This window comes from Fictibacillus iocasae, assembly GCF_042665465.1.
GTDB lineage: Bacteria > Bacillota > Bacilli > Bacillales > Fictibacillaceae > Fictibacillus > Fictibacillus iocasae.
On record NZ_JBHTCP010000050.1, the window covers coordinates 1 to 26,133 of the forward strand.

The following is a 26,133-nucleotide window of genomic DNA, read 5'->3' on the forward strand; positions in this document are numbered from 1 at the left end:
CTTTTACGTTGTTTACCCATACGCATACCGAGACTCCTGAAAAAGATACGAACATTTTAACGAACAACTATCCACAGGTCTAGTTTTTTATAATTTCCTAAACAACAAAAGAAAGCTGCGCCCTTTGTTTAAGGAAGCAGCTTTCTCCAGTTATTGGTTTCTTCTATAGGACTGTTGTCGATTTCTTCATGCAGCTTCTTGATCACTTGATAAATGTTTTCATTATTGTAGCCGCACTCTTTCATAGCGTTGGCCACAAGCCCGGCTATTGATTCCTTTTTATCATATTTCTTGATGCGCAGAAGCAGCTCGTTAATTTTATTGGTTTCGTGCTGGTTCGTATCTTCGAAGAACGATGAAGAAACCGCCATGATGTTCCCCTCCTATTGGTATATCACACGAACCATTTTACGCGGCAGAAGGGGAAGTTAGACCATCTATTTTACAGATTTACCCTTTCTTAACTTAATAAGAATCATAACAGCGATAAAAATCAGAGCAGCGATCATGATACCGCGAGTGAACGGGGCGGCATATGTTTTAATATTTTGCCAGTTGGTTCCCAGTTCCGTCCCAAGATAAATGAAGAAAATAGACCACGGAATAATCGCAAGAACCGTATAAAAAGTAAAGCGAATCCACGTCATGCGGGCAATTCCTGCCGGGATGGATATCGCATGCCGCACGACAGGGATGAATCGAGCAAAGAAAATGACACCCGTCCCATATTTATCAAACCATTTCTCTGATAAGTCGATTTGTTTTTTTGAAATCAATATGTATTTTCCGTACTTCTCAAGAAATGGCCTGCCTCCATAATAGCCCATCCAGTAAAGAAAGAGCTGTGCAAGTGTTCCGCCGATCGTGCCTGCAATCACCGCTCCGGTAAATGAAAGTCTGCCCTGCGAAACCAAATAACCGCCATATGATAGAACAAGCTCGCTTGGAATGACCTCCACCATCAGCCCGAGCGCTACGCCAAGATAACCAAGATCCATCAGCCACTCTAATAATCCGATTACTAGCTCTTTCATTCTATTCCATATCCCCCATCACTCATTTTTTTCACATCAGCTAGAAATAACATATCCAGCAGCGCACGCTCCGATTCCAGCCAATAATGTGAACATCACATAGAACCATCCAGTGGCCTTGGACTGCCGCAGCAGAAAGACCGCTTCAAGCTGAAAGGTTGAGAATGTTGTCAATCCCCCCAACACCCCTGCCCCCCAGAACGATTCTTTCAAAGCTGGAACTTCAGCCGCAGCCAAAGTTCCTAAACAAAAGGAACCTAAAATATTAACCGCTAATGTTCCATATGGAAAAGAACGGTTCCATTTATTTGCCGCATAATAACGGATTAGCGCGCCTATTGCACCGCCTAACGCTGCTGCAAAACTACTCATCACCTATCCTATCTCCTTTTAACACGAATGGTGCCACCTTCATTCCTAAGAGGCATAACAGGATCCCTCCGATGACACTTACCGCCACATAAGAAATAAACGGAAAGAAATCCCCATTACCTGCGAAATGAACAGCATCAAGACTGAAGGCAGAAAATGTCGTAAAGGAACCGATAAAACCGGTTTGTACAGCTGCAGCAACAGACTCATCTCTTATCCTTTTTTTCAGACCAGCAACAAATAGACCGATTAAAAAGCAGCCGGAAAGATTAACAAGAAGGGTCGCATAAGGGTGTACGATATACATGCCCAGTTCATACCTCAACCAGCTGCCAGCCATGGCTGCCATCGCGATATACAAGACTTTCATTGACGCTTCAAAAAAGCTAAGGCCTGTTGCCTTAGCTTTTCCCTTCAGTCGCAGCATCTTGTTTCCAGATCATGTTCGCGCAATATTTAATGATGTCCCGCCTGCGGATAATTCCGATAAAATGGCCATTATCATCCGTTACCGGTATGAAATTTTGATCGGTTGCGAGTGTGATTAAGTCTTCCATGTTGGAATTAATGGAAACTGATAAGTTGTTTGCACGCTGCGGAATATCTTTAAGCTTCGTCTTCATCACAGAATCGTAGCTCAAATCAAGCGCTTCCTTCAGCTTCCACAATAAATCTCCTTCTGTCAGTGTTCCTACGTATTTTCCGTTTTCTGTTACGAGCGGAACGGACGTATACTTGTGATAAGAAAGTTTTTCTAATGCTTGGCGCATCGTTGCTTCTGGATTAAGAAATTTCACTTCATCTTTTGGCAATAAATAAAAGGCAATATTCATCGTTGTCATGTGCACTCCTTTAGGTAAAAGTAGCAGCCTCTTCTATTATATCAGACGGACACTTTCACCGCCTTTTTCAGCATATGTTCTGTTACCTAAAATTCTCAAAAGATCATTGATTTGTCTCTTGGTCTTATCAAAAAAAAGCTAGAATAGGAAAATTGACTTACATCTTTACAAATCGTAACCATTACGTTTATAATGTGATTTGTGCAATAAGAAAGGAGAAATACCATTGAAACGATTAGCGCTTGCATTACTGGCTATCTCATTGATCCTTACGGCCTGCGGACAAAAACAATCCAATAAATCAGATGGCAAACTTCATATTTATACTACTTTATATCCGTTACAATACTTTACAGAACGAATTGGTGGCGATCACGTCAAAACAGAATCCATCATTCCGCCTGGAGCAGATGCTCATACGTATGAACCTTCTACAAAAAAAATGGTTCAGCTTACAGAGGGTGATGCGTTTGTTTACAATAAATGGGGAACAGATGAGTTTTCTTCCTCAGTAGCTGATACGCTAAAAAATGAAGATGTCAATGTCATTGATGCGGCTAAAGGAATTGATTATAGAAAAGAAAAGGAAGACCCTGACGCTCACTCTGACGAGCATGATTCCCATTCAGATGAAAAAGATTCACATACGGAAGAACATGGTGAACATGCAGATGACAACCAAGAGACACACTCTGAAGAAGATCACGGTCACAAAGAGAATGGTCTTGATCCTCATATTTGGCTAGATCCTGTTCTGGCACAGAAAATGAGCGAAACAATCAAGAACCAGCTCGTCAAACTGAAGCCTTCGGCAAAAAAGGATTTTGAGAAAAATTACATTGCTCTTAAGAATGACCTTGAACAGCTTGACTCTTCGTTTAAAAACCTATCTTCCTCCTCAAATAAGACCTTTGTCGTTTCGCATGCGGCATATGGGTATTGGGCTGACAGGTATGGATTAAAACAAATGGCTATCAGCGGTTTATCACCATCACACGAACCCAGCCAAAAACAAGTAAAGGAAATAATAGAGTATGTAAATAAAGAAAACATCTCGTATATTCTTTTTGAGGAAAATGTAAATAACAATGTGGCACAATCCATTAAAAAGGAAACAGGTGCTGATACGTTAACACTTCACAACTTGGAGTCTCTTACAAAAGATGATATCGAGAATAAACGGGACTATCTTTCTATTATGAAGGAAAACGTCAGGACAATGGAAAAAGCATTACAGTAAAGAAAACCTGGCTGACGCCATGCCTATAAGTCAGCCTTAGATGCACTTACACAAGGTACGTTGCCTTTTTGCCACGTCGAGTAATCATCTTGCAAAAAAGCTATGCTTACCTAATAGTGTAAACAAAAACCTGCAGGCTGTTGAGCCCGCAGGTTTTTGTCATTTGGGAGGGAAATTCGACAATCAGAAAATATGTGCAGGTTCCGTGATCAACGGCACCAAGAAGCTCCGATGATAATTAACAAAATGAACAAAACGACAACTAAAGCAAAGCTGTTTCCATAACCGTACGACATTTTGTTTCCTCCTTCAAAGCCTTATTCTTCTTACATCCTCAGCATATGCTGCCAACACGTAAGAGGGTACGGTACAGGAGCGGAATTCGAGAATGTCCGCTCACCAATGAAGGAGGAATTCTATCATCTTCGATTAATCGTAATGATGCTGAGCTGTGACAAATCTGCTGCAAAAACGCGTGCTACCACTTCGCCTTCCCGGCTGACATCTTCATAAATAAATACGGCTAAACCGGTGTTCGGGTCTTGCCTGCTGAACATGAATTCAGTAGGGAAAGTCAGCCCTCCCAAATAAATCGGCCTTCCTGTGCCTTGGCTCACAAGAAACAGTGCTGGATCAGAAATTAATCTTCCATCAATAATAGCCGGACCGCTTCCATTTTCGGGAATAGGCGGGACTGGCGGTTCGGGCGGTATCGGCGGAATGGGGGGCGTAACCTGCGAAATAGTTAGGATAACATCCATTGTTTCGTCTTCTGTAATGAAAACCTCCTGATCACTTGATTCATAACCATCCTTCTCTGCTGTAATCAAATAGCTTCCAGTCGCGAGATTTTCTGTCACAAATCGCCCAGAAGAATCTGTCATTTCAATCCGGACAACATCATCTTCTGATAAAGCGGCGTTTACTGCTGTCATTCTATTTTTCTGTTCTCCACTATCTGAAATGATCACGAGTGCACCTTCTACTGGTTCTCCTGTTTCATCCAGCACCTGTCCGGTAAGGTTTCCTGCTGGGAGGTCTTCCTTCTGCAGCTGTACAACAAGCCCGGTTACTTTTTCTCCTTCACTCAGTTCAAAGAATAAGACTGCGTCTATGAACCCATCAGCTGATAATATAACTTGAACCGATCCTGGTTGAACATTTAGCACTTCAAACTGTCCATCCTCGTTGCTTAAAGCAATACCGGCAACTTGATCGTTAGAAAAAACCGTCACGAGAACGTTGGAAAGCGGATCATTTTTTTGAGCCACAACAGTTCCACCTATGGAAGCTAGACCCGGCTCTGGCTGAGCAGTCAAAACGATAAGAAAATTAGTAATGTCTTCCCCTTCCGAAAGAAAAAATTCTGCAGAAACATCTGGAAAGCCAAGAGCTGAAACAAAGAAACGGAATGCCCCTGCAGGCAAAGAAGTAAACGTGAATGCCCCTCTCTGATCGGCCTGTGAAACAGCCGAGGTGACCAGTCGCCCTTCGGAATCAAATATCCTGATGGATGCTCCTGCAATCGCTTCTCCAGTATCAGACTGGACGAATCCCGAAATGGATGCTGGGTTTTTAGAAAGGAAGAAATCCAATTGCTGTATGATTCCGCTAAGAATGGTAAAGTTAGTCGTTTGCGTCGTGTACCCGGAAGCAGTTGCGGTCAATGTCATTTCTTCTGGATTCAATCCTTCAAGGACATATTTCCCCTCCGGGTCAGTTACTGCATTTTCAATCGGCGTTAAAAGGTGGTATGCTTCCACCACAGCTCCCGCGATACCTTCTCCTGTAAATGCATCGGAAACAACACCCGTTATAGAGCCCGGTTCGTTTTCAACACGCAATTCGACAAATTTCCTTTCACCAACAGTTAATGAGAACGTGACAGAAGTATTTCCAAATGAAACGTTTACTCCGACAATTGTATATAATCCAGGCGCAAAGCCCGTGACCTTAAATCTCCCATCAAATTCGGTCTGGACTTCCGAAATGACAGTTCCCTGCTCTGTCACAATTCGCAGCAGCGTATCAGGCAGCCCATTACCATCCTCATCCGTCACTATTCCCGATAAAACGGTTGAAGCTGGCAGAAGACTAAAATTAACGATATTTTCTTCAATAGAGTTCAGCACGAGCACCTCTGACTGCTGGCTATAGTTCTCGAGTTTCGCAGTGACAGCATACAACGTTCCTGCTAACAATCCGTTAAGAGAGTACCTGCCGTCCCCATTGGTTATAGTAGTCGCATTTACTGGTCCTGAAATGCTGTTTTGCCTCACTTCAAGGACAGTATTTGGCAGCGGCTCCCCGGTTTCATCATTAATAACCGTTCCCGACAAGACGGGATTATTATCAGCATTCAGCACGACTATAATGTCTGAAATAGCTCCTGGTTCAATAATTGCACCAATGTTCCGTTCATTATAACCTTCAGATGACGCCTGTAAGATATAAGACGCTGGAATAAGATTCGGCAGCTCAAATCTTCCTTCATCATCACTCAGCATGTTGATCAGCAGTGCTTCCGTACGGTCAATCACTTTAATTGAACTTTTCAAGCCTCCTCCATCTTCATTCACGATTTGGCCCGACAAAGTTCCCGTCTCCCTTTTAAGTTCTAGCAATGTAAAAGACGTTTCACCGTGCTCAAGAAATACACCGACAGAACGAGAACCGTAGCTTTGGATACGCGCGGTCACATTCACGTTATGCCCAGGCAGGTTTTCGACTGTAAACGTCCCATCCTCATTAGTCGTTGTGGAAGAAAGGATTAACGAATTCTTTCCTGTTACAATAACCCTCGTACCCGGAATACCTTCCCCTGTGTCAAGGTCTGTTACTTGGCCAGCGAGTGAAGCAGGCTCTGCAAACACGACAATTTGCAGTGATGTAATTTGAGCAGGCTGCACCGCAATAGCCTGTTCTTCGCTCGTGTGCCCAGGTGCGGAGGCTAATATTACATATTCCCCAGGAGCCTGCGCTGGAATTTCAAACTCGCCGGTATTGTTCGCTAAAAAACTTTGTAGAAGTACACCTGTTTTTGAATAGATTTTCACGAGAATATTGTTTCCTAATGGCTCATTTTGAACATCGACGACTTTTCCTTCAATCTTCCCAAAAGAACGCGGCAGCAGCAGGTTGATCACGGTCACTTCATTACTTTTGACAAATGCTCCAACAGACGTGTTCGTAAAGTCCCTCGCCACTCCCGTCACCGTGTAAGGTCCAGGTAACAGTCCGAACGTTTCAAATTGGCCCGAACGATTTGTGACGGTAGAAGTCACTGGAATGCCAGAAGGAGAGGTAACCGTCACGATGGCTCCTTGTATACCGATTCCTTCTTCCGAAACGAGAACCCCGGCAATTTTCCCAGTATCAGGTACTAGCTGAAACACGACGTTCGTGTTCACTGAACCTGGAGCTACGAGAATGCCTCGTGTACGGCTTGAAAAATTAGGCGCACTGACGATGATGGTGAACTGTCCGCTCGGCACATTTCCAAAGCTGAATGTCCCATCTACATTGCTGACTCCGTTCAAAATGATGGAGGCAGCATCCACTATTTTAATATTGGCATCTGAAATTGGAGTTCCATCATCCGATGTGATCAGTCCACTTACTTTACCTGGAAATGGCGACAATACAATCGTTGTCGTTGTCACTTGCGCAGGCAGCACCGTGACACCTGTTTTCGCGGTGTTGTAATTAAGCGAGGTGGCTGTCACCGTATACTGACCTGGTTCTAGCGCGGTTTCTCGAAAGATACCCAGTCCGTCCGTCAATGTACGAGATACAGGTGTCGTACTCTCTGGTACATAGAACTGAACAACGGCTCCCACCAGCGGTGAGTTTGTTTCGCTGTCATTAATCGTTCCGACAACAGATCCAGGAAGCGGCTGCAGTGGAAAATCAACTCTTTCTACCTCGCCAGGATTAACATTAAAGGCGATCTGCTTTCTTTCAAAAAGCGGACGAATCGCTCCAAGTATATAAGATCCTGCATTAAATCCATCAAAGATGTAATACCCTTTCTGGTTCGTTTGTGTCGTTCGAATGAGCACCCCACTGTTTGTCAGAAGTGCCACCGTCGTATCGGGAAGCACTTCTCCTGAGATGGCATTGGATACGTCACCCTCTACCTCTGCAGATAAGATCTCTAATGTAAATGGTACGTTTCTGATTTCTCCCGGCTCGAGCGTAATTGTGGCAGACTGCGATCCATAGTTTAGCTTAGTGACAACGAGTGTATACGAATCAGGGTTTACCTCTGTAAATTGATAAAATCCTTCAATCGTAGTAACAGCGGTTGTGACAATAGGACCGATTGGTGTCAGAACTCTTAGGAAAACAGTACAGTCCTGCAAGGGCAGACCTGTTTCCTTGCCAACAATCGTACCTTGAACAATGGAAGGCGTGCTTTGCAACGTAAATGACAGGCGCGTTGCAGAATCAGGCACGATCCGAATGTTCGCAGCATCATTACGGTAACCTGGTGCGTGAACCATCACAATGTATATTCCTGGGGCAATGTCTGGTATTTCATAAAATCCTCGGTTATCCGTGATATTCGTTGTAATATGGTTGCCTGCCTGATCCTCCACATCGAGAATAGCACCAACGATAGGAAGTGCTGTATCGGCATCTGTCACAAAACCTAAAGCTGCGCCAGACGTAAATGTCATGGTAATATCTATTTCTTCTATGCTGCCAGGTTCTGTCTGCACGGTCAGTGTGACAGTGCCGAATCCTTGAGCTGAGACATGAAGCTCAAGCTCTCCCGGTGGCAGGTTCTCAAGAATATACGCTCCTTCTCTTCCCGTAATGGCTGAAGTGAGCACAACCCCATTAAAGTCATCAATTTCAAGAGTGGCGTTTGGCACAGTCTCGCCGGTCGCTCCATTTCTTACAACTCCTCGAATAGAGGCAGGGCTCGAAGGCAAGGAGATTAACGCATCCGTCTTCAAATCGGCATTCACGAGAACACTGATTGTGGTCGAGATATATCCTGGCGCTAGCGCATTAATAAAATAAACACCAGGTCTGACATTTGTAAAGGTGAATTTCCCGTCATGATCAGCCAAGACTGTCTTTAGAAGAACATTACCGTCGATCAATTGCACTTCGATGGAATTTTCTTCAATCCGATTACCTTTTAAATCTGTGACCGTGCCTTGAATAATGCCGGGTATAGGAGCCAACGCAATGTTCGCGCTTGTTGAGGCGTTTGGTCGTATGATTGCCCCTGTTATCTCGGTAGCATAACCTGGTTTGTTGACGATGACCGTATAGGAACCAGGATTGAGTCCTGATATCACAAAATTCCCAGCAGAATCTGTCGTAATGGAAGCAGCGGAAACGCCATTCGTATCTCGAAGTTCTACTAATGCAGACTCAACCGCCAGATTATTCGTCACATCCACTACGAGACCGCTGATCTGACCTGGATTTGGCGCAAGAACGATGGTGATCCCGGTTTCCGCTTCTCCAGGTTCTAAGAAAACACCTGTCACAGACCCTGAATAATCTGGAGCTCCAGCCAGAAGCGTATAGTTGCCGCGTGGAAGAAGGCCAATCACAAACTCGCCCGTTTCATCTACCCCCGCCGAACCGAAAATATCGTTGTTAATATCGAGAATCTGCACGATGGTACTTTGCAGCGGTTCCCCCTCTTCGTTCAATACTCTCCCTCTAACCTCTGCAGGATTAGGGTTCACGGTAAGATCAACAACTACCTCTGAACCTGCTTTTACAATAGCACCCGTTTCAGCGATCGCGTATCCGGGTGCCTGGGCGATGACTTTGTACATACCTGGTGCAAGGTTTCTAAAGGCAAAACGGCCTTCAGTATTTGTCGATACAGCATCTATGAAAACATTTTCCGTGTTAAACAGCTGCACAATGGTTGCTTGATTTGCAGGCAGTATAGTTCCTGTGATGGCACCGGGATTTGGAGCCAGGCCAATATTAACGGTCGTTACGGTGTTCGCATACACGATAGCCCCTTTTAACCCATTTTGATAGGAATCGTAAAATGCGTTTACCGTATAATTTCCAGGAGGAAGGGTCGCCACGATGAACAGTCCCTGATTGTCGGTGATGGAGGTCGCAAATGCAACAGAAAGCTGATCCGTTAAAATCACTGTCGCACTTGCAAGAGGTGAACCACTTTGTTCATCAAAAATAAAACCTGCCAGAATACCTGGTTCATGAACGAGAGTGACATTCAGCGTTTCTATTTCTCCCGCATCAAGTAATACGTTCACAGATGCGACCTGATGGTTGATCTCCTCAAAAAGAAGGGCATACGCACCTGGCTGCAGCTGGTCAAATAAATAACGTCCGTTTTCATCACTCAGCACATTGCCTATTGAAGGTCCGTTCAGATCGACAATGCGGAGAGAAACGGTAACAGAAGCTAGCGGTTCCGGATTGGCAGAACCTGATTCCACTTCATACACAACGCCCTCAATCCTTGCAGTAAGAGGCAGTAATGTATAAGACTCTACTGTCGTCTGATTTCGTTCAATAAGTACAGCATCCGGAATGGTCTGATAGTTTTCTAATGATATCGTGATGGCATAGCTGCCAGACCGCAGACTGTTGAACACAAACGTGCCATCAGGGCCGCTGACTGTTGTGGCTGCGAGAACTCCAGAGACAGAATTTTGATACAGATTTATGATTGCGCCCTGCAGTACTTGACCGTCTCGATTCGCAACCGACCCGGTCAACCGTCCAGGCTGTTCTTCTAACTGAAACCGCAAAGAGGTTACTTGTTCAGGAAGGACGGCTGCACCGAGAGTTTGTGTGACAAATCCTATTGCTCTTGCATTGACTGTATATAAATTTGGTGGTAGTCCATTAATGACAAACCGTCCATCCTGATTTGTTTCAGCCGTTGCAATCACCGTATTATTCAGCAAAAGATCCACATACGCACCAGAAACAGGCTCTCCAGATATGTTTGTAACAGTACCAGAAACAGAGCCTGCAAGCCGTTCAAGGGCAACGGAAACGGTGACGGTCTGATTTTTTTCCACTATGACACCTATGGTAGCGGCGGCATAGCCTTCTTCTCGAATCGTCAGTGTGTATGATCCCGGCGGCAGAGAACGTGCCAAAAAACTTCCTTCCTCGTCTGTCACGAGTGTGTTCACAACTATATTTTGTGAATTAACGATGCGGACATCCGCATCGTCGAGCTTGGCACCCGTCTCTTTGTCGATAACCGTTCCTGCAATGGCACCAGGCAACGGGGCAAGAATCACATTGACCGTCTCATCTTCTCCAGGAACGAGCCTCACGCCCACATGCTGCTGCTGATAGTCAATTGCCCGGAAACGAATCATAAAATAACCAGAAGAAAGATTGCTAACCTGATAGCTGCCGCTCACATCCGTTATTGCAGCTGTGATAATTTGTCCTGCCTCATTGATTGCTTCAATCTCAGCTCCAGCAAGCGGAATACCTCCGGCCGCAACGACAAGACCTGAAACTGAAGCGGGCAGCGGCTGAAGCACAACGGCCACTTGTTCTTCTTCCGCATTATCTAGCGTCACAGGAAAGGACGAAGATTGGAAGCCATCCGCTACTACAATAACCGTATACGATCCTGGGGGAATATCTTCTATTTGAAAATTCCCTTCACTGTCCGATAATGTGCTCTCTTCTTGAACCCCAAATGCATCATAAATGGTAATCGATGCTCCTACAACAGATTCTCCTGACGAATTTCGCACCGTTCCTCTAAGAACAGCCGGGACAGGCTCAATTGCAATATTTAAAACGACCGTTCTTCCTTCAGGCACATTCACTGAGTTGCTATAGGGCTCAAACTGATCGGCGAGTATACGTATCGTATAGCTTCCTGGCAAAACAGGAACAATATTGAAGTTGCCCAGTGCGTCGGTCGTGTCTTCCGCCACAATCGTTCCGTCAGCAGACAATAATTGTGCAGCTGCATTCGCAACCGCTACACCTGTGCTCTCGTTACGGACAGTGCCCGAGACTCCTCCACTCGCCACGACTGCAATTTCATCCGAAACGATAACCGTTTCCAGATTGTTGCCTGTAAAGTTATCGAATCCATTGGCAGTAGTCGTTTGCAGCAGCCGGCTTCCGGCGTTTGAATAGTCAAATCTTCCTGTTGTTCTGATTTCGAGTTCTGCAGACGTTCCGGCGGGAAGGTTACCTGCATTCCAGCTGATTATTTGATTGACCGGGTTATACACTGCCGTTCCTGCTGTATAAGACAAAATTTCTGCGTTGGCTATGACATCAAAGCCAAACTGATTAACAACGGTTACGCCCGTTGCTGTGCTCCGCCCTGTATTAATAAGAACCACTTTTTCAGTGTATTGATACATCTGGCCGGTTAACACAACCGGCGGCCTTGAAACAATCGTTTTGATTAAAGCTAATCTCGCCTTAACATTTATATGGGATAACGTGATAGCATCAGTAAAAGCATTCTTAAACTCATAATCTTCATTTTTACGTAATGAATCTTTGTTATACACATTATCATTGGCCGACGTAAAAGGAATGAATTGCAATGATGTCGTGTCACTTACACCAAGTTCAGAGAAAAAAAGCTGAGCCGGAATGATGATGTCCAAAAAAAAGTCAGGATCGTTGCTGAAGGAAGAGTTATCTTGAACAGGCATAATTCTGACATAATCAAAATTGATGATCGGAATAACGGCGTTCGGGTTCCCTTTCCCTGTCCCTTCTGCAGGATCAGACCACGAGTTCACTTCTTTCATCGTGTTTTCAATCAAATTGATGCGGTTTGTTCTGCCGGAAGCTGAAATGAGCCATTCATAGCTTCCCGTATTGCCGTCCGTGCTGATCAGTACTCCCCAAACACTGTTGCGCAAACCTGTCTTCTGAGTATTTCTTGGATCTTGATTCAGCCTTAAACGAAAATATATATTCTGTTCATCATACGCAGCATAAAAAGCAGGAAATGAAGTGTTGCCCACGATATCAATATATTGAGGACTCTCATCACGCGCTAAATCAAATGAAACCTGATTGTTTACACGCATGGCTGTAAATTGTCCGAGCGATGGATATGCCAAGATCTCACCTCCATATATGTTCACACTATAATATACATAATCTGGAATACACGCATTTAGTACTGCTTAACATGCACGGGGTCCGGTACCTTCTCTCATTAACCAGCTTTAATTAAGGAAATGAGAAAGGAGGTACCGGACCCCGGCCATGAAAACAAAAAAACCACTGCTTCATTGTGCAGTGGTTCCTTCTTTATCTTCAGGCTGTTGTATAAGTGCATTTATGGTTTCAGCGTCTTGCTCATAATTTTTCTGCAGCTCCCAGTAGGCTTCAAGAGCTCGCTGACCAATGAATTTGTTTATTCGCTGCATGCCGTTTTGTGTCGTCGCATTCGGCACTACGACAGCAAAAGCAATTTGCGGGTTGTCAAAAGGAGCGTATCCTACTAGAGTTAGATTGTTCTTGTCGTATAGCACCCCGGTTTTCTCATCTCTAGCTCTCACTTCCGCCGTCCCTGTTTTTCCTGCTGGGTTATGATATTTTTCTACATCGTCAAAGTAACCTTTTGCTGTTCCGCGTGGCCCGTGCATCACTTCCCAGAAACCTTGCTGAACCCTTTTGATATATCTTTCATCCATATCTACTTTATTCAGGACAACAGGCTCGAAACGATGAAGCAGCTTGCCTTCTTTATTTTTGTTTACCCTTGGTTCACGGACCTCTTTAACAAGCTGCGGCTTCATACGGTATCCACCATTGGCGATAGTAGATACATACTGTACCATCTGAATGGGTGTATACGTATCAAACTGCCCGATGCCAAGGTCAAGAAGGGTTCCGTATACTCCACGTTCCACTTTTCCTTTATACCCGGTCGATTCGTCAGGAAAATCTATACCTGTCATCTCACCGAGGCCAAACTGGCTGAAATAGTAGCGGACCTCATCGTATGTCTCCGTATAATGCTCCGGCCCAATCATCCGCTGCATGATCTCAAACATATATATATTCGATGAGCGCTGAAGGGCGGTTGCATCATTGATCGACCCCATGTTTTCCCAAGAAGATTTCTCGGTACCCCCAAAATTACGAGGGCCGTCATAGACGATCGTGCCAATATTGACAGCTCCGCTTTGAAACCCAGAAAGCACGGTAGCTCCTTTGACGGTTGAACCCATCGCGAACGCATTAAAAAGAGCCCCACTTTCCTCATTTCTAAATTTACCATTTTCATATTTCTTCCCTGCAAGGCCGATAATCTCTCCTGTTCTAGGATCCATCATCACGATGTATGCCTGATCTAGAAGATTGTTTCCTGGCAGTGCTTTTGCCGCTAATATTTCTTCTTCCAGAATTTTAGAAAGCTTAAATTGCAGCTCCATATCGATGGTCAGCGTTAAATCTTTGCCGCGTTTTCCTTCAATAATTTTCGGTTCTCCGATCGTACTTCCTGTCTTTTGATTGGTTAGATAGACGGCCATCTCTTTTGTGCCGCGGAGGACTTCCTGGTACTGCTTTTCGATGCCACTGACTCCCACTCTATCGCTTCTTTCATATTGAAGGGCCAGATGCTTATCCATACTTTCTTTCGGTATCGGCTTCACCCCGCCAAATATGGCAGACTCACCAAAAGGATAGGTACGTTCTGAATCTGGCATGATATCAATACCCGGCAGTTGGTCCAAGTTTTCAGAAATCATGGAGATTTGTTCGTTTTTAAGCTCGGAGATAATGGGCTGGGCGGAATAAGCATAGCCTTGATCCATCTTCCTTTTAATCGCCAGTACATTTAAATCATTTTCCGTAAGAGACTCCATTTCATCCTTGGTGATTTTTTCAACAAGCACTTTATACTGCTTGTCGTTTTTTAATTTCTTCTCTTTATCAGTAAGCCGTTCACTCAGCAGTTTTTTTACATCATGTGTTAAAATAAAGTAGTCGATCTTATCACGGTCAGTAATTCGTTTTATTTCTTCTTTCATATCAAAGTGTTTAGAAAGCCAGCGGGCCACTTTGAGTGTCTCTTCTTGCGTCGTATCGCTTGTTTTCGTATACGTGACAGAAAAGAAAGGTTTATTGTCTACCACTACACGGTAATTGCGATCCGTAATGATTCCTCGCGGTGCTTCTTTCTTAGCTACTTGCTCAACCGTTGCCTCTGACTCAAGACGCTTTTCTTCCCCGTTAACGATCTGCAGTACCCCGAGACGCAGAATTAATGTGGAAAACAATAAAAAAACAACTAAAAACAGGACATTCAAACGTAATGGGATATGTGTTTTTTTCTTTTTTTGTGGTTCAACCTTGGATACCATGCGACCGCTCCCTTTAATTCTCAGCAAAAATGTTTTCCATCTATTACCCTTAACATTACAATTATATTACAAAAACATCTGTATATAGATTACTAGAAAACACATCATATTCCAAGTTTTTCTTCTTTAAATTTGAAACTATTTTTCTGCGATACAAAGCCCTACAAAAAGACCAGCACGTTACTTAGCTGGCCTACCTTAAACCGTTGTTGCGATTATTTAAACCGTCACATTCTGCTGAAAATAAAAATCCGCAGATGAAGGTCTCCCAAAATAATACCCTTGAGCCAGTTGAATACCTGCCAAGCGGCACCAATCTGCTTCTTCTTTCCTTTCAATTCCTTCAGCCAGTACAAGTGTGTGTATGTCACTTGATGTTTTAATGATATTTTTTATTTTTTGCTGTTTCTCAATATTCGCATCACAAAAAGAAATCAAGTCGCGGTCGATTTTCACATAATTGGGCTTAAGCCGGACAAGCACCTCTTCTGTAGAATGTCCTGCTCCTAAGTCATCAAGAGCCACTTTCATCCCCTTCTCTTTATACACTTCCAATATCGTCTGCAAATGGTTCATATCCAATATCTCTTCTGTTTCCACCACCTCAAAGATTAGATCTGCCGGATCCGTTCCTGTCTCTGCTGCAGCATGAAACGTCGTTTTCAGGCAATGGTTCGGATCATAAATGGAAGATGGAAGAAAGTTGATAAATCGTTTGATGCCTTTTTGTATATGCGGGGCACTGTTGCGTATCGCAGCGACTCTCGCGCGGCTGTCTAACAACGATTGAAGGCCTGCTCTCTCCGCAAACTGAAAGAGCTCATAAGGGTAAAATGCGGGACCGCCTTCAATTGGCCGCAGCAGAAGCTCGTAGCCGTAAATGCCTTCTGACAGTAAATGCAAAATCGGCTGATAGTGCGTTGTGAATAGCTCATTTGTAATAACCGAAACCAGATCGGGACGCAGAATTCTTTCTTTCCACTCAAAAAATGGAACGCTTGTAGCCATTCGGCTGATGCCGTCTTCTTCCACATGAAAAGAAAAGTGTTCTAATGCGTGCCTGCTGTATTCATTTTCAAGCTGAGCTAATACATCCTCTGCTTCTTTCAGCGTATGGTATGGAAATTCTCGTTCTCCAGCGGGTTGAGATGCAAGCTTTAAATTTGACATGATGGAAGGATTAGGATGAGATACAACCATGATGCCTTTATCAGGGATAGCTGGTGTATGTAAGCATGCAGAACAAGTCATTTATTTACCTCCAAAAAAGATTTGCGTTTATTTGAAAAATTTGCTAAATTAAATTTCCTGTGTTTTTTACTAGAAAGGGGGATGTTATGGTTTACTGGCTATTGTTTCAAAAAAGCTACCTACGTAACATGCAGTACAAGCTAGCTCATTTCATTAACAATGCCGCAAGCGCCATCTTTGGGTTTGTTTTTATGGCCGTCTGGATTGGGGTGCTAACAGGAAAAGAAAGCAGCAGTCCTTACAGTGTTCAGGATATGGTGCACTATATCGGTGCAAGTCAAGTGTTTTTATGGATCGGTGTCTTTCTCACAGCTGGACTAAATATTCAGACTGGTGTCAGAAGCGGAGCAATTAGTATAGAGCTCGCGAGACCCGTGCACTTTTTCGTTTACATGATCATTCAGGAACTAGGCAGAATTGTTTACAACCTCCTTTTTCGTTCGATTCCAATCGCTGTTGTGTATGCCTGTTCGGTCGGCTTTTATTTTCCTAAAGAAGCATCTTCTATTCTGTATGTTTTTATATCGGCATCTTTAGCACTTTGTATATCCTTAAATCTTACATATTTAGTTGGACTTTCTTCTGTGTGGACAACGGAAATTTCTTGGGCGCATTTCGTCCTAATCACCTTATTGTTTGGCTTCGGCGGACAACTCGTCCCGATCGACCTCCTGCCGGAAGGGATAGCTGACGTGGTCGCTCTGACCCCATTTCCTTGTGTACTCTATTATCCTATTATGATTTATCTGGAAAAATCGCCGCCTGATGTACTATGGCTGCAGGCCGGATGGGCAGCTACACTCACGCTGATCAGCCTTTGGGCAACAAACATCGCACGTTCAAAAGTCGAAATTCAAGGAGGCTAAAAGCACATGCTGAAGCTTTATTTCACACTGATTTCAGGAAGCTTGAAGTCTCGTATGCAATATAAAGTAAATTTTATCTTTTCGATGGTATCTTACAGCATGATCATGGCGGTTGACTTCATTTTGCTCGCCGCCATTTTGCACCGCTTTGATGACGTGAAAGGCTGGGATCTGTATGAAGTCGGACTTCTCTACAGCATCTCATCGATCGCCATTTCTCTGTACCGGGTCATTGGCGCGGAAATCCATGATTTTGAGCGGTATATGGTGAACGGAGAGTTTGATAGTCTTTTAATTCGTCCCGTTTCTCCGCTCTTTCTTCTGTTAACAAAGAACATTGATCTATCCAGAATTGGAGGCGCGATCCAAGGGCTGATCATCATGGTCATTTCTGTTTCGAATCTTATGGAAACAGACAGAGCATCCCTTCTCTTGCTCGCCTATTTGCCGGTGGCCGTCCTTGCAGGACTTGTTATTTGTTTTGCTGTCGGTGTTCTAACCGCTGCTCTAGCATTTTGGACGGAGAAAATTAAAGACTTCCAAACGTTCACGTTGTATGCGCCGTTCACAGCGGCCAACTATCCAATGAACATTTATCCTGGCATGCTCAAGATCATCTTTTTCACGGTCATTCCGGTGGCGTTCATGAACTATGTGCCTGTCTTTTATTTGCTGAACAAAGGCGGACAATGGTGGTACTTGGTTCTTCCTGCTGCTGTCGCCGCCGTGTTCTTAGCACTGTCTCTAATCTTATGGCAAACAGGAATCAAACATTATCACAGTACAGGGAGCTAAAGGAGGATGAAAAAAATGATTACTGCATCCAATCTAAACAAGCATTTTAAAATGTACGAAACGAGAAAAGGGATGCTCGGCTCTCTTTCTTCCCTTTTTTCATCCAAACATCATCTCATAAAAGCGGTTGATCATCTCACCTTTTCAATTAAAGAGGGAGAGTTCGTCGGCTATATCGGTCCAAATGGTGCTGGAAAATCAACGACCATCAAAATGCTTTCAGGCATCCTTCATCCTACTTCTGGAGAGGTTATTGTCGGAGGATTATCGCCGCAAAAAAATCGGAAAGAAACGGCAAGACGTATCGGCATCGTATTCGGCCAACGTACACAGCTTTGGTGGGATCTGCCGCTTCGCGATTCGTTTGAAATCTTAAAAGCCATGTATAAAGTCAGCGACAGGACGTACCGCGATTTCCTTAAGCTTTATGATGATATGCTTGATATCGGGGCTTTTATGGAAACACCTGTGCGAAAGCTTTCACTCGGCCAGCGTATGCGCGGCGATCTTGCTGCTGCCATGATTCATAACCCAGATGTGCTTTTCTTGGATGAACCGACGATAGGCCTTGATGTGTCCGCCAAAACAGGTATTCGGGCTTTTTTAAAGGAACTGAACGAAAACGAAAATAAGACCATTCTTCTTACCACTCATGACATGGATGACATTGAACAGCTCTGCGGGCGGGTAATCGTCATCAATCACGGGAAAATCATTTTGGATGGAACACTTGAACATATGAGGCAGACCATTGGATTGCCAAGCATCATGGAAGTGCAGTATGCAGCAAAGCCCAAGGTACCAATAGCCGAGGAGCTCGGTGTTGAACAACTGAAGTGGGATGGCAGCAAGCTCGTGATCCATTATGACCGCAAATTGATTCCAGCCCCACAACTTTTAAAGGATGTTGGACTTTGGGGTGAACCGCTCGACATCCAGATGAAAGAGCCTGATATCGAGGACATCATTCAAAAAATCTACTAAAAAATGGGGGTCCGGTACGGTTTCCATGACTTGACGGTGCATCACCGCTGCATGAAAACTGTACCGGACCCCTCTTTCACATTCTATCTTTCTACCATTCTTCGCGTATTCGCAGAACAGCGTTCACAGTCGATTGGCCAGAGAATGTCGCACCGACAAGGACGATGCTAACGTTAAACGGAATCACCAGGTCCTGCAGATCTTGGCTTGTGAGCACACGCGGGCTACCTCCTCCTGCCGAGAGTCCTTGGAAGGCGACATATCCTCCATTTACCTCTGTACAGTTATTGTTTACTTCAAGCGCTGTTTCGTTCGGCTGAATTAATGTCGTCCGCGTCGGGAACGGCTCATAAACACCGTCCACATCCGCGCCGATCCTTATCTCATAAAACATCGGAGCAGTCGGGGCTAAATCGACACCCTCAAGCCGCAACGTCACCGTGTTCGGCCTCCTAGTACCTGGCGGAAACGTCGTTTTTCTTCTAAACGCAAGTATAGGAAAATACTCCGTTTCCACCGTCACAGACCTCCGTTCTGATGTGATACGGTATTGTGGTGTATCTTCTCCAATAATACTGTACGAACGTCCTGCAACAGGAACCGTTAAAGGCAGCGCTGTACCGTTGTTCACAACCTCTATCCTAACAGGCTGATTCGGATCCTGAATCGTTGTCGTATCAGGAGGATCAAAATTATGAAGAATGAACACCTCTTGATTGGTTCCATTGCTTGGTTCACTGGCTGCTATACGAAAACTTACAGTTCCAAATCCCCACGAGTAGGTAATAATAAAGATATGACCAGTGCCGAGATCGATGCTTTGACGACTAGGACCTGTGCCGTCCAGTGGATCGACATTCCATTCTGACCGCGGAATGATGAGGTCCATTCCTTGTCGTCTAATTCCGATAAAATATCCGTTTGCGTTCACTCCGAAAAAGAATCCGTCCAGATCATCAAAGTATCCCCAACGGATGATCTGGTCTCCTTGCGGCAGCTGCGTGATGAGAAGGCCAATGCTTGCTTCTGCTGCGCGTCCTGGAATATACCTTCCTCTCTCTGCGGTTTGCAGCCTCGCATAGCTCGCCGGATTGCTGCTTGTTGAAACATAATATAACGTGCCGTCATTCGTTACGTCTCCTCCAGCCACTCCTGCCGTTTCATCACGTAAAAACGTGATGCCATATACGGATTTCACCTCAAATTGAGCCGACTTTTGCGCCACCCTCAAGTCCGAAAACTGGCTGTCGAGCGGGGCATCTACACCGATTAAGTTAGCATTAGCCGTGGTAACCGCTGTCGTAGCACTCTGAACAACCGACAGCTCTGCCGGGACGAGCCGGTGAGAAGCTACGAGATTCCCTTCCGCATCCTTGCCCCATACTGAAATGTCGATATCAGTGCCGCTCTCTACGCTGAACTTGAACTCGAACGCATCAAACTGTGTTTGATATTCCCGGATGGACACCTGATACGGCACCATCGAGAAAACTTCCTGCACATATTGGTTCTGCGTATCGGTCAAATAATAGCCTTGAATGTTGACCGCGTTGTTGCCGTCATTGTTTTTCAATATAATAATGACCTCATTCGTTGGCCTTAATCCGTTTACTGAAGAGTTTTCAATTGCGCCGGTCGTCAGAAGCTGCATGATCATCACACTTCTTTCCGCTAAAAAATAAACGATACATACATGTTATACACAAACTAAGCATTCATGATTTATTTACCATTCCTCTGTCATCCTTAGTGCAGCATTAACTGTTGAAATACCTGAAAACGTTCCTGCAACGAGCGTAACAGGCAAAAATGCGGGCAGTTCAATTTCTAGCAAACTAGTTGATAGAAGGTCGCGAAACGTACCTCCGCCGGCTGCTACTCCTTGAAAGATGACCTGACCGCCTGTAATCGCTGTAGCTGTTTTGTTAACAAGCAATGCCGTTTCCGAGCTTGGAATCGGTGTTGTATCCGTCGGGAAATCCACAAACTCGCCATTAAGCTCGCCTCCAATTCGTATCTCAAAAAACAGTGGTGCCGTTGACGCAAGATCTACCCCTTCAAGCCTTACGCTTACCGAATTGCGACGATTTGATCCTGCCGGGAATTCAGGCTTTCTCACAAACGATAAAATGGGAAAAGGACTGACGTCGACCGTTACAGGGCGCCGTTCAGATGTGATGCGAAATTCTGGGTTTGGCCGTCCAAGTATGCCATACGATCTGCCTGCCATAAACAGCGTGAGTGGATTGGCCGTTCCGTTGTTCTGGACCTCGCCCCGGAGCGGAAGGTCTGGATCGGCTACACTTGTCTGTCCAATTGTTTTAAACCGATGGACCGTTACCACCGTTTGAGGCTCTGATTCCTGAGCTTGCAGCACAACCTTAAACTCGACTACACCATAGCCGTACCACGAATACGTAATCTGATAAATATTGCCGTCAGCCGGATTTAGCGTAATGCCAGCGGGTCCTGTTCCATTTAGAGGATCCACATTCCACTCCGCTTGCGGAATGACCTCTTCGGTACCTTCCCTTCTAATACCAACGAACAGAGTCTGAGCGTTCATGCCGAAGAAGAATCCGTTTTGATCATCGAACATGCCCCATCTCGCCGTTTGACCGCCAATAGGAACAGCCGGCAATCTTACTCCAACTCCTGCTTCACTTGCAAAACCCGGCTGATAATTGCCTCGTTCAGCTGTTTCCAAAATAGCAACGTCTCCTGCTCCAGAGGTTGAAATCAAGTATTCTGTCGCATTATTCGTAACCGATCCTGCTCCTGACGTAAACACAACATCTCTTAAATCGGACAAACCGTACACCGATTTATATTCAATAAAAAGTGTTTTTTCTACCGTTCGTAAATCGGCAAACTGAGAGTTAAAGTTCGGGTTAATATCAGAAATAAACACGTTAGTCAGCTCATTAATGCTTGCGATCTCAGACGCTACCAGTCTATGGGCGTCAACGAGCGCGCCTTGCTGATCTTTGCCGAACACCGATATTTCAACCGAGTTCGGATCTGGAATGTTAAAAATAAACTCAAACGTGTCTACATCCGCAAAATATTGTTTTGTAATCACTTCTCCAGGTCCGATCGTGAACACTTCTTCTACATACTGCTGCCTTAATCCATTTAGATAATAGCCTTGTATGTTCACCGTTTCATAGTTCGTGTTGTTCACGAGCTTGACCGTTACACTGCTCGTCGGCCGCACACCATTTACAGGCGTATTACTAATCGCCCCAGTCGTATAAACAGGCATCCTCTCCGCCTCCTAAAAAACTTCCTCCCTTACAGTGTATGAGCAGCGTCACGTGCTATCACACAAAAAAAACGCCCCCACAGCATGGGAGCGCTAATCAGCTTGTAATCTTTTCTTTCGTTTCTTGTAAAAAATCTGTTAATTTGCCGCCTAACCGAATCGCATCATTTCGTCCTTGCTCATAAAGTGCACCAAGCTTAATAGGATTTCTCTCAATTCGTCCCACTTCCAGCTTCTCGATCGGCCGAATAACAAAAACAGTGCCTTTCTCTTCTTCTCGTTCAATAAAATCGATCGTGCTATTGTACGTTTCATATCGCCTCGAGAGCGCGTCAAACAAACCTTTGTACTGCGGATACTTCCGCTTGATGAGCCATGTCATTCGAGGCTTCGTTTTTCGATACCCTTTATTTTGAGTAAGGATAATAACATTTTTGACGTTTCCATCCTGAACAGCCTTTTGAATTGGAATAGGATCGCTTATTCCTCCATCTAGCAAATGAAGACCATTATACGTAATAGCCGGCGTCATAAAAGGCAGCGAGGCTGAAGCCCGAAGAAGAGTAAGTATGTCCTGACCATACTTGCTCTTCTCATAATAAACCGGCTTTCCTGTATGGCAGTCTGTTGCAGCGATAACAAAGGTTTCGTTTGCTTTATGGAACGAATCATAATCAAATGGCACCAGCTTGTTTGGCAGTTCATCAAAGATAAAGTCCATGCCAAAAAGTCCTTTTTTCTTTAACAGCCAGTTTTTATACGATAAATATTCAGGATGATTGCAATAATCGACATTCACCGTCCGGTTTCTGCCCATCTGCCTTGATAGATAGGATGTAGCGTTACACGCACCTGCAGAAACACCAATGACGTAAGGAAAATACAGATCCTGCTCCATGAAAACATCTAGGACACCCGCGGTATAGACGCCGCGCATGCCCCCGCCCTCTAACACAAGTCCAATCTGATCCATTCACTGCACCTCTGCTTTTTTAGATTAAATCAATCCTAAATGCTTTAATCCATGATAAATGCCGTCTTCATCTACTGATTTTGTCACATAGTCAGCCGTTTGCTTCGCTTGTTCTAAGCCGTTACCCATCGCTACGCCCGTTCCCGCAGCAGCCAGCATCTCTAAATCGTTAAGCGCATCACCAAAGGCAAAAATGTTCTCTCTCTTAATGCCAAGCTTCTGAACAAATACTTCTATGCCTTTCGCTTTAGAACCGCCATATGGCAGCACATCTAAGCAATGCTCATGCCACCGGATAAAGCCATATGTGTCACTGTAGCCTGATTTATAAGGCTGCTCGTCTTTTTCCTCGCAAAACAAAAGAACTTGGTACACCTCATTTTGCTTATAATATTGCGGCGAGTGAATAGGATAAGACGGCATCAGATTGTACGTACATGCTTCAATGATTTCATGACGGCTCACATTGCTCGTTGCCCCTTTATGATCAAGGTAGACAAGTGGATGGCCATTTTTCACAGCCTCTTCTTCCAACTTCTCCAATACTTCTGTGTTCAGCGGATTTTTATGAATCACATCGTTTTCGAACATCACATACGATCCGTTAAACGATACAAATGAATCCAGCTCCAGCTCTTTTCGAAGCTCAGTGAACATAAAGGGACCGCGGCCTGTCGCAATCGCCGTATGTATACCGTTTTCCCTAAGCTTGTGCAGTGCCTCTTTCGCCGAATCGGGCACCTTTTTCTCTTCATTCACAAGTGTTCCGTCAATATCAAAAAAGACAATCTTATCATTCATGCTGCCAACTCCTGTAGGTTTAAGTCTCCTGACTATCTTCAGACTTTTATCACCACATGTCAATTAATGTGCACCGTGTTTGAATCTCGTATTGTATTTGTGCGCGGTACAGAAAGAAGGAATACTGTCAAAATAATAAAGACGGCACCCGCCCATTGAAATAACCCAAAAGACGTATGCAGCCAAAGTACCGAAACGAAAGTCGCCACCAATGGCTCTGCACTTCCAAGCAAACTCGTTTCTGTCGAAGTGATGTACCTGAGACTATCAAGATACAAATAAAAAGGAAGCAGCGTGCCAAATACGATAACAAATAAAAGCAAGCTCCAGAACGCTGCAGAAGAAGGAACCGCAGTGTTCCACGGCTGTGTATAAAGCGATAAAACACTGCCGCCGATCACCATCGACCATCCCACGATAACTGCGGAAGGCCATTGTTTCAGCAGTTGAACAGGATACACGGTATAAACAGCAACAGCCACCCCTGAAAGCACACCCCAAAGGACAGCGTCGGCAGGGACGGCAATCTTGCTCACATTTCCGTTTGTGAGTAATAAAAACGTACCCGCAAGCGCGAACGCGATGGCACTTGCTTCATGCTTTGCTGGAAGTTTCAACATCTTTAAACTGAAATACAGCGTGATGAACACAGGTCCAAGAAACTGCAGCAGCGTGGCAGTCGGTGCGTTTCCTTTCTCGATGGCAATAAAGAAGGTGAGCTGTGCACTGAGCATGCCGGCCATGCTGAAGATAACGAGAGAGGTGCGGCTTTTTTGCTCTTTCCAGATCCTCAGTACATCTTTTCTGCTTTTCTGAAACGTTGCTAAAAGCAACAAAAGAAGTCCAGCAGAAACCATTCGTACGGATACAAGCCAGTCGGCTTGAATAGCGTATTCTGAGAATAAATATTGTGCAGTGTTTCCGGAGAATCCCCAAAGTGAAGCCCCAATGATTGCAAGTAAGAAACCTTTTATACGGTGTAATTCCATGTTCTGACCTCCTCTTCAACTAACATATTATAGAAATTATGAAGGCTCACCATGCGAAACACAACCTTTTATTCTAGAATGCTGTGAAAATATAAAATTGCCGCAGCTTGAGGAGGGATAACGATGAATCAGGAGAACACTCTAAACCCCGTACTCATACATAAACTATCCCAAACTGAGGACCATTCGGACGAAACCTTTCCCGCCGTAATCGTATTAAAAAGCACATCCATTCTAACCGATCTGTCTCAGCTGTGTAAGCTGGAACCATGCGATAAACCTCGGGATCGTCTGCCTTACGTTCAGATGTTTACGGGTGACTTTTGCAAAAAGACATTACTCTGTCTTGCCGCCCATACAGATGTGCAAGCCATATCTGATGATTATCAGGTTCGTTCTCATCTTGATATCGCGACACCATCCGTTGGCGCCATCACGGTCAAGAACGACTTTGGTTTAACAGGAGCTGGTGTGACCATCGCGGTTGTGGACACAGGCGTGTTTCCGCACCCCGATCTGACACAGCCCACGAACCGCATCATTAATTTTGTTGACTTTGTCAACGGCAGAACAGCACCTTACGATGACAACGGCCATGGCACCCATGTGACGGGTGATGCGGCAGGAAACGGGCGTTCATCTGGCGGAAAATATATCAGCCCAGCTCCTGAAGCCCGCATTGTAGGAGTTAAGGTGCTGGACCGTTTTGGATTTGGCACCGTCACACAAATCGTCAACGGTATAAATTATGTGATTCAATTTAAAAACACGTTTAATATTCGCATTATGAATCTGTCTCTTGGAGGAGAGCCGACCACGTCGTACTTGACGGACCCTATTGCCACAGCGTGCCGTAGAGCTTGGATTCGCGGAATTTTAGTTGTTGCAGCTGCCGGAAACACGGGACCGAACGGACCAACCAATACACCTGGTTATGATCCGCTTATTTTAACAGTCGGTGCCATTGATGACATGAACACACTGAATCGAGCGGACGACGTTCCGGCGCTGTACACGAGTGTGAAACCAACTTTTGATGGGTTCATTAAAGCCGACATTGAAGTGCCAGGTACGGATATTATCTCTCTGCTCGCCCCAAACTCATTTATCTTTCAGCAAAACCCGCAAAACTTTGTGTCACCCAACTATTTTCGCCTCACTGGAACATCAATGGCATCAGGGGTAGCAACTGGAATGCTTGCTCAATTTTTGCAGGCATATCCTCCGCTTACGCCAGATGTGGTTAAGGTGCGTTATGTAGAAACGACGCAATTTTTCGCCAATGATACTCCCGGTTATGCGATTCAGCCGCGTGTTTTTAGCCTGCAGATCAACATCGCTAACTTGAGCACATAAGAGAAAGGTTCCTCAGTATGAGGGGG

Annotated in this window: 19 protein-coding genes; 5 read left to right on the forward strand and 14 right to left on the reverse strand. The window is 44.7% G+C overall.

The features are described 5' to 3' along the window. Positions 1-128 precede the first annotated feature (128 nt). The 5 genes from ACFQPF_RS15715 to ACFQPF_RS15735 all read right to left on the reverse strand — a co-directional run bounded on the left by ACFQPF_RS15715 (position 129) and on the right by ACFQPF_RS15735 (position 2,239). Positions 129-371 (reverse strand): hypothetical protein, encoded by a 243-nt coding sequence (locus ACFQPF_RS15715; protein WP_379750675.1) that lies wholly within the window; start codon positions 369-371, stop codon positions 129-131. Positions 372-437: 66 nt separating this feature from the next. Further along, entirely contained in the window at positions 438-1,034 is a 597-nt protein-coding gene (gene uptA / locus ACFQPF_RS15720; protein WP_379750677.1) for an undecaprenyl phosphate transporter UptA, read from the reverse strand. Positions 1,035-1,070: 36 nt separating this feature from the next. Beyond that, positions 1,071-1,406, reverse strand: a complete 336-nt coding sequence (locus tag ACFQPF_RS15725) for a fluoride efflux transporter FluC (RefSeq protein ID WP_379750925.1) — start codon at positions 1,404-1,406, stop codon at positions 1,071-1,073. Further along, positions 1,399-1,833: a fluoride efflux transporter FluC gene (locus ACFQPF_RS15730; RefSeq protein WP_379750679.1), complete on the reverse strand. Its 435-nt coding sequence runs from the start codon at positions 1,831-1,833 to the stop codon at positions 1,399-1,401. The genes ACFQPF_RS15725 and ACFQPF_RS15730 overlap by 8 nt, the downstream gene beginning before the upstream one ends. Then, positions 1,808-2,239: a CBS domain-containing protein gene (locus ACFQPF_RS15735; RefSeq protein WP_379750927.1), complete on the reverse strand. Its 432-nt coding sequence runs from the start codon at positions 2,237-2,239 to the stop codon at positions 1,808-1,810. Before ACFQPF_RS15735 ends, ACFQPF_RS15730 begins: the two co-directional genes overlap by 26 nt. A gap of 235 nt (positions 2,240-2,474) precedes the next feature. Here ACFQPF_RS15735 and ACFQPF_RS15740 point away from each other — a divergent pair, with 235 nt between their 5' ends. Beyond that, the gene (locus ACFQPF_RS15740) at positions 2,475-3,488 is read left to right on the forward strand and encodes a metal ABC transporter solute-binding protein, Zn/Mn family (protein ID WP_379750681.1); all 1,014 of its coding nucleotides are present in this window, start codon (positions 2,475-2,477) and stop codon (positions 3,486-3,488) included. Positions 3,489-3,697: 209 nt separating this feature from the next. Here the strand turns inward: ACFQPF_RS15740 and ACFQPF_RS15745 are convergent, their stop codons facing one another. From ACFQPF_RS15745 to ACFQPF_RS15760, 4 genes are all read right to left on the reverse strand, one after another. Further along, positions 3,698-3,784, reverse strand: coding sequence for a YjcZ family sporulation protein (locus ACFQPF_RS15745; protein WP_379750929.1), 87 nt, complete (start codon positions 3,782-3,784; stop codon positions 3,698-3,700). 123 nt (positions 3,785-3,907) lie between these two features. Next, positions 3,908-12,571 (reverse strand): MSCRAMM family protein, encoded by an 8,664-nt coding sequence (locus ACFQPF_RS15750; protein WP_379750683.1) that lies wholly within the window; start codon positions 12,569-12,571, stop codon positions 3,908-3,910. A gap of 171 nt (positions 12,572-12,742) precedes the next feature. Beyond that, positions 12,743-14,827 carry a peptidoglycan D,D-transpeptidase FtsI family protein gene (locus tag ACFQPF_RS15755; RefSeq protein WP_379750685.1) on the reverse strand — a complete coding sequence of 695 codons (2,085 nt, stop codon included), beginning with the start codon at positions 14,825-14,827 and terminating at the stop codon, positions 12,743-12,745. A 219-nt stretch (positions 14,828-15,046) separates the two neighbouring features. Beyond that, entirely contained in the window at positions 15,047-16,078 is a 1,032-nt protein-coding gene (locus ACFQPF_RS15760; protein ID WP_379750687.1) for an EAL domain-containing protein, read from the reverse strand. An 86-nt stretch (positions 16,079-16,164) separates the two neighbouring features. Here ACFQPF_RS15760 and ACFQPF_RS15765 point away from each other — a divergent pair, with 86 nt between their 5' ends. Genes ACFQPF_RS15765 through ACFQPF_RS15775 form a run of 3 tightly spaced genes read left to right on the forward strand, consistent with a single transcriptional unit; the run spans position 16,165 to position 18,723 of the window. Beyond that, positions 16,165-16,944: an ABC transporter permease gene (locus ACFQPF_RS15765; protein WP_379750689.1), complete on the forward strand. Its 780-nt coding sequence runs from the start codon at positions 16,165-16,167 to the stop codon at positions 16,942-16,944. Positions 16,945-16,950: 6 nt separating this feature from the next. Then, positions 16,951-17,739: an ABC transporter permease gene (locus ACFQPF_RS15770; RefSeq protein ID WP_379750691.1), complete on the forward strand. Its 789-nt coding sequence runs from the start codon at positions 16,951-16,953 to the stop codon at positions 17,737-17,739. Positions 17,740-17,754: 15 nt separating this feature from the next. Then, positions 17,755-18,723: an ABC transporter ATP-binding protein gene (locus ACFQPF_RS15775; protein ID WP_379750931.1), complete on the forward strand. Its 969-nt coding sequence runs from the start codon at positions 17,755-17,757 to the stop codon at positions 18,721-18,723. Positions 18,724-18,814: 91 nt separating this feature from the next. Here the strand turns inward: ACFQPF_RS15775 and ACFQPF_RS15780 are convergent, their stop codons facing one another. The 5 genes from ACFQPF_RS15780 to ACFQPF_RS15800 form a co-directional block, all read right to left on the reverse strand. Next, positions 18,815-20,383, reverse strand: coding sequence for a hypothetical protein (locus ACFQPF_RS15780; protein ID WP_379750693.1), 1,569 nt, complete (start codon positions 20,381-20,383; stop codon positions 18,815-18,817). A gap of 66 nt (positions 20,384-20,449) precedes the next feature. After that, positions 20,450-21,988, reverse strand: coding sequence for a hypothetical protein (locus ACFQPF_RS15785; protein ID WP_379750695.1), 1,539 nt, complete (start codon positions 21,986-21,988; stop codon positions 20,450-20,452). 97 nt (positions 21,989-22,085) lie between these two features. Beyond that, positions 22,086-22,961 (reverse strand): patatin-like phospholipase family protein, encoded by an 876-nt coding sequence (locus ACFQPF_RS15790; RefSeq protein ID WP_379750697.1) that lies wholly within the window; start codon positions 22,959-22,961, stop codon positions 22,086-22,088. A gap of 24 nt (positions 22,962-22,985) precedes the next feature. After that, positions 22,986-23,762, reverse strand: coding sequence for a Cof-type HAD-IIB family hydrolase (locus tag ACFQPF_RS15795; RefSeq protein WP_379750699.1), 777 nt, complete (start codon positions 23,760-23,762; stop codon positions 22,986-22,988). Between the two features lie 59 nt (positions 23,763-23,821). Beyond that, entirely contained in the window at positions 23,822-24,751 is a 930-nt protein-coding gene (locus ACFQPF_RS15800; RefSeq protein WP_379750701.1) for an EamA family transporter, read from the reverse strand. Positions 24,752-24,874: 123 nt separating this feature from the next. On the opposite strand from ACFQPF_RS15800, the gene ACFQPF_RS15805 reads away from it, so the two are divergent. Continuing rightward, on the forward strand, positions 24,875-26,107 hold the full coding sequence (locus ACFQPF_RS15805) for a S8 family peptidase (RefSeq protein WP_379750703.1): 1,233 nt from the start codon (positions 24,875-24,877) through the stop codon (positions 26,105-26,107). The last annotated feature ends 26 nt before the right edge of the window (positions 26,108-26,133 follow it).

Bases quoted from the DNA above. Each gene is read 5' to 3' on its own strand.
- ACFQPF_RS15715 (WP_379750675.1), bottom strand. From the start codon at position 371: ATGGCGGTTTCTTCATCGTTCTTCGAAGATACGAACCAGCACGAAACC.
- uptA (WP_379750677.1), bottom strand. From the start codon at position 1,034: ATGAAAGAGCTAGTAATCGGATTATTAGAGTGGCTGATGGATCTTGGT.
- ACFQPF_RS15725 (WP_379750925.1), bottom strand. From the start codon at position 1,406: ATGAGTAGTTTTGCAGCAGCGTTAGGCGGTGCAATAGGCGCGCTAATC.
- ACFQPF_RS15730 (WP_379750679.1), bottom strand. From the start codon at position 1,833: ATGCTGCGACTGAAGGGAAAAGCTAAGGCAACAGGCCTTAGCTTTTTT.
- ACFQPF_RS15735 (WP_379750927.1), bottom strand. From the start codon at position 2,239: ATGAATATTGCCTTTTATTTATTGCCAAAAGATGAAGTGAAATTTCTT.
- ACFQPF_RS15745 (WP_379750929.1), bottom strand. From the start codon at position 3,784: ATGTCGTACGGTTATGGAAACAGCTTTGCTTTAGTTGTCGTTTTGTTC.
- ACFQPF_RS15755 (WP_379750685.1), bottom strand. From the start codon at position 14,827: ATGGTATCCAAGGTTGAACCACAAAAAAAGAAAAAAACACATATCCCA.
- ACFQPF_RS15760 (WP_379750687.1), bottom strand. From the start codon at position 16,078: ATGACTTGTTCTGCATGCTTACATACACCAGCTATCCCTGATAAAGGC.
- ACFQPF_RS15765 (WP_379750689.1), top strand. From the start codon at position 16,165: ATGGTTTACTGGCTATTGTTTCAAAAAAGCTACCTACGTAACATGCAG.
- ACFQPF_RS15770 (WP_379750691.1), top strand. From the start codon at position 16,951: ATGCTGAAGCTTTATTTCACACTGATTTCAGGAAGCTTGAAGTCTCGT.
- ACFQPF_RS15775 (WP_379750931.1), top strand. From the start codon at position 17,755: ATGATTACTGCATCCAATCTAAACAAGCATTTTAAAATGTACGAAACG.
- ACFQPF_RS15785 (WP_379750695.1), bottom strand. From the start codon at position 21,988: ATGCCTGTTTATACGACTGGGGCGATTAGTAATACGCCTGTAAATGGT.
- ACFQPF_RS15790 (WP_379750697.1), bottom strand. From the start codon at position 22,961: ATGGATCAGATTGGACTTGTGTTAGAGGGCGGGGGCATGCGCGGCGTC.
- ACFQPF_RS15795 (WP_379750699.1), bottom strand. From the start codon at position 23,762: ATGAATGATAAGATTGTCTTTTTTGATATTGACGGAACACTTGTGAAT.
- ACFQPF_RS15800 (WP_379750701.1), bottom strand. From the start codon at position 24,751: ATGGAATTACACCGTATAAAAGGTTTCTTACTTGCAATCATTGGGGCT.
- ACFQPF_RS15805 (WP_379750703.1), top strand. From the start codon at position 24,875: ATGAATCAGGAGAACACTCTAAACCCCGTACTCATACATAAACTATCC.